General features: G+C 62.3%; 13 protein-coding genes. 9 read left to right on the top strand and 4 right to left on the bottom strand.

Going from position 1 to position 14,063, the window contains the following annotated elements; all coding sequences use genetic code 11:
* The first annotated feature begins 82 nt into the window (after positions 1 to 82).
* From RBJ75_RS26495 to RBJ75_RS26455, 9 genes are all read left to right on the top strand, one after another.
* On the top strand, positions 83 to 835 hold the full coding sequence (locus RBJ75_RS26495; RefSeq protein WP_044406525.1) for an IclR family transcriptional regulator: 753 nt from the start codon (positions 83 to 85) through the stop codon (positions 833 to 835).
* A gap of 3 nt (positions 836 to 838) precedes the next feature.
* A complete protein-coding gene (locus tag RBJ75_RS26490; RefSeq protein WP_201776297.1) occupies positions 839 to 2,032 on the top strand; it encodes a CaiB/BaiF CoA transferase family protein in 1,194 nt (397 codons plus the stop codon).
* Positions 2,033 to 2,128: 96 nt separating this feature from the next.
* Positions 2,129 to 3,388: an ABC transporter substrate-binding protein gene (locus tag RBJ75_RS26485; protein WP_080900886.1), complete on the top strand. Its 1,260-nt coding sequence runs from the start codon at positions 2,129 to 2,131 to the stop codon at positions 3,386 to 3,388.
* A gap of 9 nt (positions 3,389 to 3,397) precedes the next feature.
* Entirely contained in the window at positions 3,398 to 4,114 is a 717-nt protein-coding gene (locus RBJ75_RS26480; protein WP_044406531.1) for an ABC transporter ATP-binding protein, read from the top strand.
* Entirely contained in the window at positions 4,107 to 4,802 is a 696-nt protein-coding gene (locus RBJ75_RS26475; protein WP_044406534.1) for an ABC transporter ATP-binding protein, read from the top strand. Before RBJ75_RS26480 ends, RBJ75_RS26475 begins: the two co-directional genes overlap by 8 nt.
* 71 nt (positions 4,803 to 4,873) lie before the next feature.
* Complete coding sequence (locus RBJ75_RS26470; RefSeq protein ID WP_234707322.1) at positions 4,874 to 5,671, top strand: branched-chain amino acid ABC transporter permease; 798 nt, start codon at positions 4,874 to 4,876, stop codon at positions 5,669 to 5,671.
* A gap of 32 nt (positions 5,672 to 5,703) precedes the next feature.
* Entirely contained in the window at positions 5,704 to 6,654 is a 951-nt protein-coding gene (locus tag RBJ75_RS26465; protein WP_317528563.1) for a branched-chain amino acid ABC transporter permease, read from the top strand.
* Positions 6,651 to 7,871: an FAD-dependent monooxygenase gene (locus tag RBJ75_RS26460; protein ID WP_044406540.1), complete on the top strand. Its 1,221-nt coding sequence runs from the start codon at positions 6,651 to 6,653 to the stop codon at positions 7,869 to 7,871. The genes RBJ75_RS26465 and RBJ75_RS26460 overlap by 4 nt, the downstream gene beginning before the upstream one ends.
* 14 nt (positions 7,872 to 7,885) lie before the next feature.
* Positions 7,886 to 8,785: an MBL fold metallo-hydrolase gene (locus tag RBJ75_RS26455; RefSeq protein ID WP_160297914.1), complete on the top strand. Its 900-nt coding sequence runs from the start codon at positions 7,886 to 7,888 to the stop codon at positions 8,783 to 8,785.
* Positions 8,786 to 8,978: 193 nt separating this feature from the next.
* Here RBJ75_RS26455 and RBJ75_RS26450 read toward each other — a convergent pair whose 3' ends face one another.
* The 4 genes from RBJ75_RS26450 to RBJ75_RS26435 are packed head-to-tail and all read right to left on the bottom strand — an operon-like array spanning position 8,979 to position 14,040.
* Positions 8,979 to 10,178 (bottom strand): M24 family metallopeptidase, encoded by a 1,200-nt coding sequence (locus RBJ75_RS26450; protein WP_276156900.1) that lies wholly within the window; start codon positions 10,176 to 10,178, stop codon positions 8,979 to 8,981.
* A 4-nt stretch (positions 10,179 to 10,182) separates the two neighbouring features.
* The gene (locus RBJ75_RS26445; protein WP_044407261.1) at positions 10,183 to 11,595 is read right to left on the bottom strand and encodes an MFS transporter; all 1,413 of its coding nucleotides are present in this window, start codon (positions 11,593 to 11,595) and stop codon (positions 10,183 to 10,185) included.
* A 22-nt stretch (positions 11,596 to 11,617) separates the two neighbouring features.
* Positions 11,618 to 12,409 carry an alpha/beta fold hydrolase gene (locus tag RBJ75_RS26440; protein ID WP_160297921.1) on the bottom strand — a complete coding sequence of 264 codons (792 nt, stop codon included), beginning with the start codon at positions 12,407 to 12,409 and terminating at the stop codon, positions 11,618 to 11,620.
* An 11-nt stretch (positions 12,410 to 12,420) separates the two neighbouring features.
* On the bottom strand, positions 12,421 to 14,040 hold the full coding sequence (locus RBJ75_RS26435; protein ID WP_044407259.1) for an FAD-dependent monooxygenase: 1,620 nt from the start codon (positions 14,038 to 14,040) through the stop codon (positions 12,421 to 12,423).
* Between the last annotated feature and the right edge of the window lie 23 nt (positions 14,041 to 14,063).

Here is a 14,063-nt window from a genome sequence, read left to right as displayed (position 1 = left end):
ACTTGACGGTGGCACAGCACCGTTCTAAAAAAGATAATAAATGAAACGACGTTTCACATAGTGAAACGCACAAGGATCGTAAATGAGCCGCACGCTCGAACAGGGTCTGAAGCTTCTGAAGGTGCTGGCTGATCTCTGCGAGCGCGAAGACGGTGCGCGTGTTCCGTTGAGGCAGATCGCGACCGCCGCTGACATGAACAAGTCGACCGTTCACCGCCTGCTCCAGAGCTTCACCAAATACGGTTTTGTTGAAGCCCACGAGGGAGGGGCTTACGGGCTGGGTTCCGCCTCACTGCTGCTCGCGCGCGCTGCCCTCGGGCGCAACGCGATGCTCGCTGCCGCCATTCCGATTATGCGCGACATCGCGCAGCAGACTAACGAGACCGTCAGCCTGTCGGAGCGGCGGGATCTGTTCAACGTGACGATCTACGAGATCGAAAGCACCCAGCCGATCCGCTACGCCAACAAGCTCGGAAACGCCGCTCCGCTGCACATCAGTGCGGGGGGGCGAGTGGTCCTCGCGTTCAGCGATCCGTCCGTCCAGGCCGCCGTGTTCGATCAGAAGCTAGAACGCATCACCGCAAAAAGTATCGTCGATCCGACCAAGCTCCGTACCAAACTGGCCGAGGTGAAGAAGGCCGGCTTCGCGATCAGTTCCGGCGAGCGCGTCGTCGGCACCAATTCGATATCCGTGCCGATTCTGAAGAGCGACGGCTACGCGCACGGAGCGATGAGCATTTTGTGGCCTTCACGCGGCAATGGGATTGACCGCGAGCGGATCGCGACTTGGCCGCCGATGCTGGTGTCGGCCGTACAAAATCTGCATGGAGCTTAATGCATGGCGATGTTGGAAGGTGTCCGCGTCCTGGACATGGGTTGGGTGCTCGGAGGGCCGTTCGCGGGGCAATTGCTTGCGCAGATGGGAGCCGATGTGGTGAAGATCGAGTCGCTCGACGGCGATCTGGCGCGGGCCGTTCCGCCGCATTTCGCGGACGGGGAGTCGTCATTCTTCCTGTCGGTCAATCGCGGTAAGCGCAGTGTCGCAATTGATCTCAAGCAGGACAGTGGACGTGCCGCGTTCGACGAACTCGTCCGACATTCCGACGCCGTGATCCACAATTTCGCGCCCGACGTGCCGAAAAGGCTGGGTGTCGATCTTCAGACGCTGAAGGCCATCAATCCGAAGATCTGCGTCGGGCAGTTGATCGGGTTCCACGACGAGGGCGAGTATCGCAGCACGCCGGCCTTCGATCTCGTGATTCAGGCGCAGGCCGGCTTCATGAGCCTGACCGGCGAGCGCGACGGCAAGCCGGTGCGCGCCGGTTATCAGGTAGCCGATCTCGCCGGCGGGCTCTATCTGGCGCTGGGTCTGGTCGGCGCGCTGTTCGGTGCGTCGCGCAGCGGCGTGGGCCAGGAAATCCAGGTGTCGTTGTTCGACTGCCAGGTGGCGCTGCTGACTTGGCAGGCGCAGAACTATTTCATCTCCGGTGAAGTGCCGCGCCGCAATGGCTCGCGACATCACATGATCGCGCCGAGCGAAGTGTTCTCCGGTTCCGACGGCAAATACTTCGTGATCTCGCCGACCGGCGACGCGTTCTTCAAGAAGTTCAGCAGCGCCGTCGGCCACCCCGAACTGGCCGAGGACGACCGGTTCGCCACGGGGGCGGGGCGGATTGCTCATGTCGATGTTCTGGCGAAGACGCTGCAGTCGATCTTTTCGACAAAGTCGGCGGCCGATTGGGTCGAACGGCTGAAGGCGGAACGGATTCCGGCCGGCGCCCTCAACGAGGTCGACGAAGCGCTCGACCATGAGGTCACCGCGCTGCGCAGCATGGTCGAAACGCTGGTCAACCCTGCGACCGGCAACAGCCTGTCGTTTCTTGGCAACCCGTTGAAATGGTCGTCCGATCGGACACTGTCCTATCCGCCCCGGCTCGGCGAGCACACCGGCGCGGTGCTAGCCGAGGTTTGCGGCTACGACGCCGCAAGGATTGAAGAACTCGCTCGCACGGGAGCCATCGTGACGGGATGAACGGCGCAACGCCCCGCAGCCAGGGGCAGTTCCGGCCACACAAGATTGAACGCAACAATCGGCCGGCACTCAACAATCAAAAAGGAGTAGGAAACGATGAGCAGGAAATTCGAACAACGTGGCTACCTGGCCGGCCTGTGTGCCGTTGTTATGGCGATGTCGTCGACCGCCCTGTGCGGAGCCGCGTTAGCCGCGGAGACCAATATAAAGATCGGCGTGCTGCTGCCGCTGTCCGGACGCTACGCCTCGGCGGGGCAGGCTAACAAGCGCGGCGTCGATCTGGTCATCCAGGAGGTCAATCGCAGCGGCGGCATCAAGGCGCTCGGCGGCGCGAAGCTCGATCTGGTGGTCGCCGACGATGCGTCCGACCAGGTGACTACCGCACAAGAAGCACGCCGGCTGATCGGCCAGGAACAGGCGAAGATCGTGATCGGGCCTTATTCCACGCCGGAGGCCGAAGCGGCCGCGCCGGTAGCGGAGCGCGCCGGCGTCGGCGTGATCTCGACGCAGGCTTCGTTCGATGGACTATTCGAGCGCAACTACAAGTACTTTACGACCGTTTCGATGACCTCGAGCCAGTTCGGCGAGAGCTACGCCGAATTCGTCAACTGGCTCAACCAAAATCACAGCGCCGGCATCAAGACGACCGCGCTGACGTTTCCGAACAACGACTACGGCAAGACCGCTAGCCAGGCGGCCGTCGCCGTGTTGAAGAAATCTAACATCAAGGTGCTGGAAACCTTCGGCTTCCCGCCCAAGGTCGGGGATATGACGCCGATCGTCCAGCGGGTAAAGGCGACCGATCCGAATGCCGTGATCTCGATCGGATATTTGCAGGACGGGATCCTGCTGCATCAGGCGCGCGTCGCGCAAAACTACACGAGCCCGCCCATCTGGATCGGCGGATCGGACGCGTTCAGCAACGATCGGATGTGGCAATTGCTCGGCGACATCGCCCCGAAGGCGCTGTCCGGAAAGACCTTCGCTCTGGCGCAGTTTGACAACGGCGTGAAGACGCCGGGCGTCGAATGGCTCGTCTCGGCGGCCACCAAGGCCGGCTTCAAGGACGAGGAGATTGATCAGGGCATGGCGGCTGGCGCCCAGGCTGCCTGGCTGGTCGTTCAGGCGCTGGAAGACGCCAAATCGTCCGATCCCACCAAGCTCGCGGCGGCAGTGCACGCGGTCCAACTGCCGGCCGACAGCCCGCGGGTTACGATGCCGCAGTTCGAAAACGGCGTCGCCTACGAAGCTTCGGGAAAGCCGAAAAACCCGGTCGCACTCTTCGTGCATTGGAACGAGGGCCACAAGACGGTGATCTATCCGCCCAATCTCGCAACCGGTTCTTACGCTTGGTAGGCGGACGCAATGCTCGAGGCATCAGGTATCTCCAAATCCTACGGCCACCTTCGGGCCGTGAGCGACGTGAGTCTGTCGATCGGAAACGACAAGATCTACGGCATCATCGGCCCCAATGGTGCCGGCAAGAGCACGCTATTTCGCCTGCTCAGCGGCTTCGAGCGGCCGCACGCTGGTACGATCAGCTTCAATGGGCGACGGATCGAAAGCTTGCCCGCGCACCAGCGTGCGCGGCTCGGCATCGTCCGGAGCTTCCAGGAACTGGAGCTGTTTCCCGAACTCTCAGCCGGGGATGTGCTGACGACCGCCGCGTTGCTGCACAGCAAGTTGAGGGATGCGCACGAACGCGCGCGCAGCGCCGCGGCAACCTTCGACATTCCGTGGAGCGCGTGCGCCACGGAGCTGAACCCCGGCATGATCCGGCGGATCGAGCTTGCTCGCTGCATCCTCGCGCGGCCTAAAGTCGTTTTGTTCGACGAGGTCATGGCCGGCCTGACGTTGCCGGAAGCCGAATTCATGTGCGAGCAAATACAGCTGCTCCACCAGAGCGGCGTCGCCGTCGTCATCGTTGAGCACGTCATGCACGTGGTGCGGTCGCTGTGTCGACACATCTACGTCATGGCGTCGGGGCGCATGATCGCGCAGGGCGCTCCGGAGGTGGTCGCCCGCGATCCCGGCGTCACCGCCGCGTATCTCGGCACAAGGAAGAGAGCATCCTTTGCTTGAAATCGACAACCTATTTGTCAGCTACGGAAAGGTCGATGTGCTGCACGACGTCAGCATGCGGGTCGGCCACAATGAATGCGTCGCGTTGCTGGGCCCGAACAACGCCGGAAAAACAACGTTGCTGCGCGCCGTTTCCGGCTTGGTGCCGGCGCGCTCCGGCTCGATCAAATTCGCCGACGAGGCCATCGGCGAGCTGCGCTCCAACCAGGTCGTCGACCGGGGTGTCATCCAGATTCCCGAAGGTAGGCACATCTTTTCCGATTTGTCGGTCGAGGAAAATTTGCTGGTCGGCGGGGCACGGCTGAAACCGCGGGCACGTCGCCGTCGGCTCGACGAATTGCTCGGTGCGCTTCCGCTACTCGCCGAATTGCGATCCCGCCGCGCTGGGACCCTGTCCGGCGGCCAGCAGCAGCTCGTCGTCATCACCCGCGCGCTGATGGCGGAGCCGCGCCTGCTTCTCATCGACGAGCCGACGCTTGGGCTGTCCCCGGTCGCGATCGATGAAGTGTTCACGACGTTACGAGAGGTTCATGCCACCGGCACCACGATCCTGCTCTCGGAGCAGAATGCCGAGCTCAGTCTCGATCTGTGCACCCGCGGCTACGTCATGACCGGAGGCCGCATCGTGCTCGAAGGCGATAGCGCGCAGTTGAAAGAGGCGGCTCTGGGGAAGGTGTATCTAACGTGATGGGACTTGTCGTGTCTGGCCTCATCCAGGGCCTTCTGACTGGACTTATGCTGGGCTTTCTGACGGCTGGAATGACGCTGATTTATCGCATCTCCGGGACAACGAATTTTGCTCACGGCTCGCTGTTCGTGCTCGCGATGTATTTGACCTACGCGCTCAGCCGGCTGACCGACATCAACCCGCTGCTGTTCGCGCTGGTCCTGGTGCCGCTGATGGCCTGTGTCGGCTGGGCGCTGTATTGGGCATTGATCCATCCGATCCGGACCCGGCATCATTTGCTTGCCGTTCAGCTTCTGCTCGGACTTTCCTTCGTCATTGAGGCGGGCATGCTGATCGGTTTCGGTGGCGATCTGCAGTCCGTGGAAAATCCGCTCAACTCGCAATTCGTGCACATTCTCGGCACCGGGTTCACGCGGACGACGATCGCCGGTTCGGCGGTCTCGCTGGCCGGATTGGGAGCGTTGGCAATCGCGTTGCAGCGGTCAGATTTCGGCCGCTACGTGCGAGCGGTGGCGAATGACAATCTGGCGGCACGTTTGGCCGGCTTGTCGGTCGAGCGTCTCGAGGGACTGACATGGGCGATCGGGATCGGCATGCTGGGCATCATCGCGCCGCCGATGAGCTCGATCGTGACGCTCACACCGGACATCGGTCTGCAATACACCGTTCTGTCGCTTGTCATCATGATCGTCGGTGGCATGGGCTCCTTGGTCGGCACCATGATCGCGGGACTGGTCGTCGGGGTCGCTCAGGCGCTCGGGCTGCTGTTTCTTCCCGGGTCGTTCGGCGCACTGCTGCCTTATGCACTGCTGGTCGGCGTGCTGATGCTCCGCCCTGGCGGCTTCGCGGCCATGAGGTTCCGGCCATGAAGACAGCTTTGCTACAAGTCGCGCTCAACGCTTTGGTCATCGTTGCCGCGCTCGCAGTGGCCGAGACGATGCCGCATTATTGGGTCGGCGTGGTGTTTCTCGCCGTGATCTATGCTGGCGTCGCGTCGGCGTGGAATCTCGCGGGCGGCATCGCAGGAACGTTCTCGTTCGGGCATGGATTGTTCTTCGGCATCGGCGCCTACACGTCGGTGCTGCTGTTTAGCCATTACGGCATCAGCCCATGGATCGGCATGATTGCGGGCGCCCTGCTCGCGGCGCTCGCCGGGGTGGCTATAGCTTGGTTGGCGGAGCGCTGCGCCATCGGCGATCTCGCCTTCGCGGTGATGACGCTTGCGATCGCCGAGATGGCCTATATCAGTCTCGACAGCTTCGAGCCGTTCGGTGCTAGTCGCGGCATCAGCCTGCCGTCGGCCAACGGCTGGGGCGCCATGCAGTTCGGCTCCGATGCGTCGTATCTGTGGACCGCCGTGGGGTTTCTGGTCGTCTGTCAGATCGTCGTCGCCGCGCTATCGCAATCGGCGCCTGGTTACCGGTTCCGAGCGGTCCGCGAAAATCCGCTGGCGGCGAAGGCCATGGGCATCAGCCCCGCGCGCGAACGCATGGTCGCGCTTGCCGCGAGCGGCGCTCTGACCGCGTTGGGGGGATCGATCTACGCGCAATATCTCATGTTCGTGAATCCGCTGACGTTCTTCGGACCGTCCATCACCATCAAGGTGATCCTGTTCACGATGGTCGGCGGTATGGGAACGGTGTGGGGGCCGGTGATCGGCACCATCTTGCTGTTTCCTCTCGGTGAGTGGCTGAGGGGGGAGTTCGGCGGCAATCTGCCCGGCTTCGACTCGCTGCTGTACGGCCTGCTGGTCGTCATCTGCATCTTGGTGTTTCCGCGAGGGATCTGCGGCACGTTGAACCATTTGTTTCGCGGCGATTGGCTGCTCAAGTCGAGAAGGAGAACAAAATGAAGGTCATCATCATCGGTGCGGGAATCGGCGGCTCGGCACTGGCGCTCAGTCTGCAGAAGGCTAAGGTGGATTACGTGCTTCTCGAGCAGGCCACGAGCTTCGGCGAGGTCGGTGCGGGCATCCAGCTCAGCCCGAACGCGGTTCGTATCCTGACATGGCTGGGGCTGGGCGACGATCTCGAGAGCTTCTGCGCTGAGCCGGACTTTCACAAATATTCGGTTTGGGACACTGGCGAGACTGTGCTGCGCGTCGCGCTCAAGCCGCAGGTCAGGGCGATCTATGGCAGCGCCTATTATCACGCCTATCGTCCGGATGTGATCGATGCGCTAACGCGACGCCTCGACCACAGCAAGGTGCGGATGGGCCACAAGGTCAAGTCGATGGGTCAGGACGGTAATCAGGCCTGGGTCGTGTGCGAGAACGGTGAGCGCTTCGAGGGCGATGTGGTGATCGGTGCAGACGGGATCCACTCCGTCGTTCGCGAGCAGATCTTTAAGCCGGACCCGCCGCGCGCGTCGGGGTACGTGTCCTGGCGCGGCGTGCTCGACGCCGCCGACGTCAGCGATCTCGAAATCCCCGTATCCGCCTATATCGACATGGGGCCAAATCTGTCGTTTGTGTATTACTACATGTCCGGCGGTCGCAAGCTGAACTGGCTAGCGACCGGTCCGAGCAATGGCAACAAGCAGGAATCGTGGTCGCAGACCGCCTCGAAAGATGAAATTCTGGCTGCATTCAAGGGTTGGTATGACAGACCGGCCCGCATCGTCGCCGCCACCAAGCAGACCTTCGTCACGGCGATGTACGATCGAAATCCGTTGGACAGCTGGGTGTCCGGCCGCATCGCGCTGATGGGGGATGCCGCGCATGCGATGCTGCCCTACCACGCTTCCGGTGCCGGGCAGGGAATCGAGGACGCGTGGGTGTTGGCGCGGTGTCTGCAGCTTGGCGCCGCAAATCCAGAAAACGCATTGAACCAATATGAAGGGCTGCGATTGGAGCGCGCCAACCGAATGGTTCGGCATTCGCGTGAAGCCGAAGGCTGGTATCACCTCGCTGATGCAGACGCAGTGGCGCGGCGGAACGAGCGGTTCCGAAAGAAAAACGAGGCGTTCGGCGATCGCATCACGCCCGAGCAACACTGGCTCTACAGCTACGACGCCGAGAAAGCTGTTCTCGGCAACGATGACGAATGGCGAAATCTGCCGGCCTGGTGAGAGGAATCTTAGCCTTGTCCGTATCAGTCGAATTCAGCACGGCGGCGGCAGCCACGCAAGTGCCGGCAATCTATCGCGTCCGCGTCGGCGAAATCCTCGTCACCGCTCTATCGGACGGATACGTCAAGGGCGCTGAGAGCGTCCTTCGCAACGTCGATCCTGACACCGCAAAGGCGATCCTGCTGCGCGGCGGGCGACCGTCACCGGTCGTCGAAATCAATACGTTCGTGATTCAGCAAGCGGGTCGCACGATGCTGATCGACACGGGAGCGGGCGACTATATGGGGCGCAATGCCGGACGTCTTCCATCCGTTCTCGCCGCGGCGGGCATCGACAATCTTGCGGTCGACACCGTTCTACTGACCCATATCCATCCGGATCATTGCGGCGGATTGACCAATAGGGTCAGCGGCGAGGCGCGTTTTCCGAACGCCGAATTGGTGGTCAGTGCGGCAGAATATGCGTACTGGATGGACGACGCGATGATGCAGCGGGCCGCCAAGGACCAGCTCGCGCTGTTCTTCGATTGTCCGCGCGAACAGCTTGCACCTTATCGAAACCGTCTGCGGCTATTCCACGAAGGAGATGTGTTTCCGGGCGTCACCGCATTGAAGGCGCCAGGGCACACTCCGGGTCACAGCATGGGGCTGCTCAGCTCGGGCACGGACACGCTTTTGATCTGGGGAGACATCGTGCATGTGCCCGAAGTGCAGATGGCCATTCCGCAGGCGGGCGTGGTGTTCGATGTCGATCCGCAGGGCGCTGCCGAGACCCGACGTCGCGTGTTCGATATGGTGGCCACCGACAAAATGCCGGTGATGGGCATGCATTTGGGGTTTCCCGGCTTGATCGGCATCGAGCGATCTGGGGACGGTTTTCGCCAAGTACCAATGCCGTGGCGTCATACGTTGTAGCGGTCATGCTCTCGCGCGGCGAGAAACTCTCGCCGACGTGGGTGCGCGATGAGAATCCGATCCCGATCGCGCTACGAACTTAGCGTTGATGAATGGATCGCTCCACCGTGAGCCAGCTTCGGCTCATCGTGTCCTCGCCGGGAACCACTTGCATTCACGATCTGACCGGTCGGTTGCGCTGCACAACTATCCGTTATCCTGACAGAGCAACGGTCCAACCACGCCTCACGTCACCCGGAGCTTCCCAGCCATCGGCCGTGACAATCAGGGTGTCCTCGAGCTTGATATAGCCGCGCCTGGGGTGCAGAAGCGCCGTTTCGATGGAGATCACCATTCCTTCCTCGAGAGGCCGATCGGCATCGAAGGCCGGATATGGCACGGGTCCGTTTGCGGTGAGGCGCGGCGCCTCGTGGCTGACGAGCCCAATTCCGTGCGCGGTGAAATCGAGGACGTCGCGATGTGGCGACGATTCGACGACCGACATTCCCGCCGCGATGATGTCGCCGCCCGACACACCGGGCTTGATGGGACGCCGGGCAGATTGCTGGATCGCCTCGACCTCCTGCAACAGTTCGATCAATTCCGCATCAGGCTCGCCGATGATGCCCATACGGCTAAGGTCGCCGATATAGCCACGGTAGTTGCCGCCGGAGTCCAGCGAGATCACGTCGCCCAGCGCCAACCGCTGCCCCGACGGCGCACGGTTGTGGCTGGTGCCCGCAGCGATCAAGCAATATTCGAATACGAGATCGCGCTCCTGCTCTTCGCGCTTCAGGTTCTGCACAATATCCTGCTTGGTCATCCCGGCGCCACAGACCCCGAATGTGGCCCCCATTGCGTCGACGACGCGCTCGGAAGCCTGCCGGATCAAATCAATTTCGGCGTGCGACTTCACGGCGCGCAGGCGTTCCAGAACGAAATGCGCGTCCCGCAACTCGATGCCGTCGAGACGCGCCAGCACGTCCTTGGCGTCCGACGGCAGGAAGCCGGTTTCGATACCGATTCTGCCCGTGTCGCCACCGAGCTTTCGGACGTGGTCAATCACCGCTCCGATCGTATCGAGAGTCCCCCAGGTCGCCGTCTTGACGACCGGGGTCCAGATGCTGCCGTTTTCGTGCTCGAATGCCTCCATGCGATTGCCGATATAGGCGGCCGATTCAGGTCGGCCTTTCTGGTAGATGAACGCCGGCAGATAGCGGCTGGTGCCGATCGCCTCCATCACGTCGAAGAAAAAGAAGCGATAGCCACCGAGCAGATACTGCACGTTGTGACGTGAGGTCGCGACTATGACGTCGATACCTGCTTCGTCCATCAACCGGTCGAGCTTGCCGGTGTCGAACGGCGCGCCTAATTGTTTGCTGCCTCGTAGATCATTCACGAATTCGTTTTTCATTTGATTACACCGCTGTTTTTGCCGGCATCTGGTCAAGCGTCAGAGTCCCGACCCGTTTGCCGCTGGTCAGCGCGACCGGCCGCCCGTGCGGTTCCTCACCGAGTAGCGTAAAGGCGAGCCCGACCAGCAGGCCTGAACCCGCTAGGAACAGGAATGCCGGCATCACCGCCGATGCAGTCGCTTGCGGTTGAACCAGATTGTCCGCCCCCGCGATCAACGCCAGACAGAGCGGACCGACGATCTTGCCGACGCCATTGGCGAGTTGGGCCAACCCGACGGCTCGCCCGCTCAGTTGAACCGGGAAGATCTCCGCCGGATAGGGGACGAGGTTGGAAAATCCGCCGTCGAAGAACAGCGCGCCGGCTATCAAAAACACCAGGAACAGCGGCACGGTGCCGACAAAGTCGTTGTGAAAATACGCGGCCAGTCCCAGCGAGATCGCGGTGCCATAGCCCATCAGCTGACCGCACGGCTTGCGGCCGACGCGATGCGCCAAGAACGCAAACCCAGCACGGCCAAGCACCCCTGCGATGCTGACAAAGATGAACATCTTCGCCGCATCCTTCGGCGCGACATGGAGCAACAGGGCGACGATCGTCGGCCCCCACAGGAACACGCCATAGACTGCGGTGCTGGCGCCCAGCCAGGTCAGCACCGTCAGCCAGAAGCGTCGCTGCTCGGCAAACAGGTCCGAGAACCGCGCCGGGGTCGCCACCGTGACAACCGGAAACGCAAGGGGCCGATCGCCGACCCGATAAAGCTTGCGGATACTGGTCTGCGCCTCCCGCGACCGACCCTTGCTGATCAACCAACGCGGCGACTCCGGCATCACAATCCAGGTCAGCATTGCCAGGATGATCGGCAGGAAGCCGACTGCCGCAAGCCCGCGCCAGCCCACCAACGGCAGCAGGAAGCTCGCCCCGATCGAGGCCGATAGCACGCCGAATGCGATCGGGACGAATACCAGGCTGGTGACCAAAGTCCGGTGGCGGGTCGGAGCGAATTCGACGATGGCCGGAACAGCGGCCGCCGCGCCCGCTGCGAGTCCGAAGCCGACGAAGAACCGCAGGATCGCAAAGAGAACCCATCCATCTTCCGGAATCAGCGCAATCGCTCCGGAACTGATTCCGCAAATCAGGATACCACCAACCGCCAGCGGTTTGCGACCGAAGCGATCGGCAAGAAAGCCCGCAACCACCGAGCCCAGCATGGCGCCGACCCCGGCGCTCATCAGCATGATCGAGGTCTGCCCGAAGGTCAGATGCCATTTCGGCGCCAGCACCGATACAAGAAAGCCGACCACGAAGAAGTCGAAGAAATCGACGACGCCTGTAATGGCAAAAAGGACAATCGATAGCCAATAGCGCTTTGTTACCGGCGCTTCGTCGAACGATACCGCGCTCGCCTGATCAGTCATGGTTCTTCCTCCCCTTCTGTTATTATTCAGTCGCCGTGGTTGGATTCAGAAAGGCGACGATCGCCTGTGCCACCCGTTCCGGCGCTTCGATGGCCGACACATGGCCGACTTGCTCGATCACGCGCGTCTGTGCACGCTTCAGATCGGAGCCGATCGCAAATGTCTCTGAATTGGGAATCAGGCGATCCGCGCTTCCGGCCAGCAACAGCGTCGGCCGATCGAAGGCCGACAAATCCGCCGCAACCGGCTTAGTCAGCAGCGCGGCGCGGCGGGCCTTTTGTCCGTCGTCGCGGCTGGTGCCGCGGAAGATCTCGATCAATTCCGGCCGCCGGCGCAGGCATTCCGGGGGAAAGAAGTATTCGGCGATCTTCGGAGCATGGGTGGCCACGTCGGAGCGATATGCGGCCAGCGCACGGAACGCGTCCGGATTGACCTCGAGCGGCCCCCTGTCGATCTTCCAGGTGCTGCTGAGTATCAACCGGTCGATCCGATCCGGATGCCGCGCCGCCAGCGCCTGCGCGATGAGGCCGCCGAGCGACGTCCCCATCACATGGATTCGATCGTGGCCGAGGCCGCAGATCAGCGCGGCAACATCGTCGGCCAGATCGGCCAGCGAATAGGGCGACGACGGATTTCGCGTGACACCGGAATCGCGCTGATCATAGGCGATGACCGTGAAGTGATCGTTCAACGCACTCGCAAGGTCATCGAACATCGCATGATCGGCCTCGCCACCATGCAGCAGCACGATCGGCACGCCACGGCCGGAGACCCGATAGGCCGTCGCCACGCCCTGGGCTTCGAAGAATTGCATCGGAAGCTCCATTAGTGCAGCAATGTCGACAGAGCGCCGGCGAGTTCCTTTGCCGGATCCGACGGCAGCCACGGCATCCGCCATGCCACATAGCCATCGGGACGCACCAAGGCCGCGCCGCGCATTCCGAGTTCGAACCCGGCCGCAGGGTCGGCCGCCGGCAATTGTTTCAACGACAGCGGCACGCCGGACTGATTGGAAACCTGCCGGCCGGCTTCAAGCCATTCCGTGCCGAGCGGCCCGGTGACGACGGCGAACTCCTTGTCGAACCAGTCCAGCGTCGAATGTCTGCGCGATGGATCGAGCCATATGTGAGGAAAGCGCGCGCCGGGGCGATCGGTCGGCGTGTAGTAACGGGAGTTCAGCGCCTTGGCGACGGTGCCGTCGTGAATCACCGCGCCGTCTTCGTAGACCTGCCCGAGATTCTGGCCGATACTGTGCAGATGATTGTCCATATCGTTGATCCAGAACCGGATCCGATCCGGATTCCGCGACCGCACCGCATCGTCGGTGAAGCCGATCCGCTCCCGGTTGCCAAAGCTGAAGCTGGCGTTGGATTGAGCGACCGGCCGCCGCTCACTGGAATAGCTGTCGAGCAGACGATCGCCGGCCCAGCCCTTGAGGACAAAGGCCAGCTTCCAGGCCAGATTGTGCGCGTCCTGCACCCCGGAATTCAGGCCGAACCCGCCGGTAGGCGGAAAGCGATGGGCGCAATCGCCGACCAGGAATACCCGGCCGCTGCGGAACCTCTCGGCCACCTGCATGCTGACGCGCCAGATCGAACGGTTGAGGAGCGTCACGTCGAGATCTGGAATTCCAACATGGCCGCGCGCGATCTCGATGAATTCCTGATCGGTCCAGGGCCGCTCGCGGTCGTCCTTGGTCAGCCCGATCTGCGTCACCGTCAACCAGCGGTCCCGGCCGTTGGTGTTGAGGATGCCAGCGCGGGGCAGGCCGGGCTTGTCCGGGATCACCATGAAGCCGGCGGCCTCACGGGCGATCGGCAGGCGCGACAGGTCGGCCCGCCAATATTCGTTCGACATCACCGCCAGCGTAGCTGGTCCCACCATCTCGATGCCCGCGCTGCGGCGGGTCTGGCTGCCCGCGCCATCGGCGGCGATCAAATAAGCCGCACTCCACTCGATGATGTCCCCCGTCTTCTCGCATCGCGTCCTGATCCGGACCCCGCTGTTGGTCTCCTCGAATGACTCGCATGCGGTGTTGAACAACACGGTGGCGTGGTTCGATCGCTCGACCACGCGGAGAATCTCTTCCTCGACCGCATCCTGGGCGACCAGGCACTTCCACGCCGGGGTGTGCCCGACGTTCGGCTCTGGCCTTGTGCGGCCAAACTCGCTCCCCGCAATACTGTCGAGGTACACGAACACGTCCGAATTTTCTTGCAGGCCGCGGTCGCGGATCGCGGATTCGATCCCCCATTGCCGGAAGATCTCCATGGTACGTACCCAACAGCCGCGCGACTTAGGATGATCGGTGGTTGTGGCACTCTTCTCGACCGCAACGCAATCAATCCCGAACCTGTCGAGAAGCAGCGCCATCGCGAGCCCCACGGGGCCCCCGCCGGCGATGAATACGGTCGTCTGGCGTGCGTCAACAACGGCGCTAGTCATGCGCGTCTCCCTCCCCTTCGTAT

Origin of the sequence: Rhodopseudomonas sp. BAL398 (assembly GCF_033001325.1) — a bacterium.
Lineage (GTDB): Bacteria > Pseudomonadota > Alphaproteobacteria > Rhizobiales > Xanthobacteraceae > JARJEH01.
The sequence above is the reverse complement of the archived record's forward strand: the minus strand, read 5'-3'. Positions and strand labels throughout refer to the sequence as shown.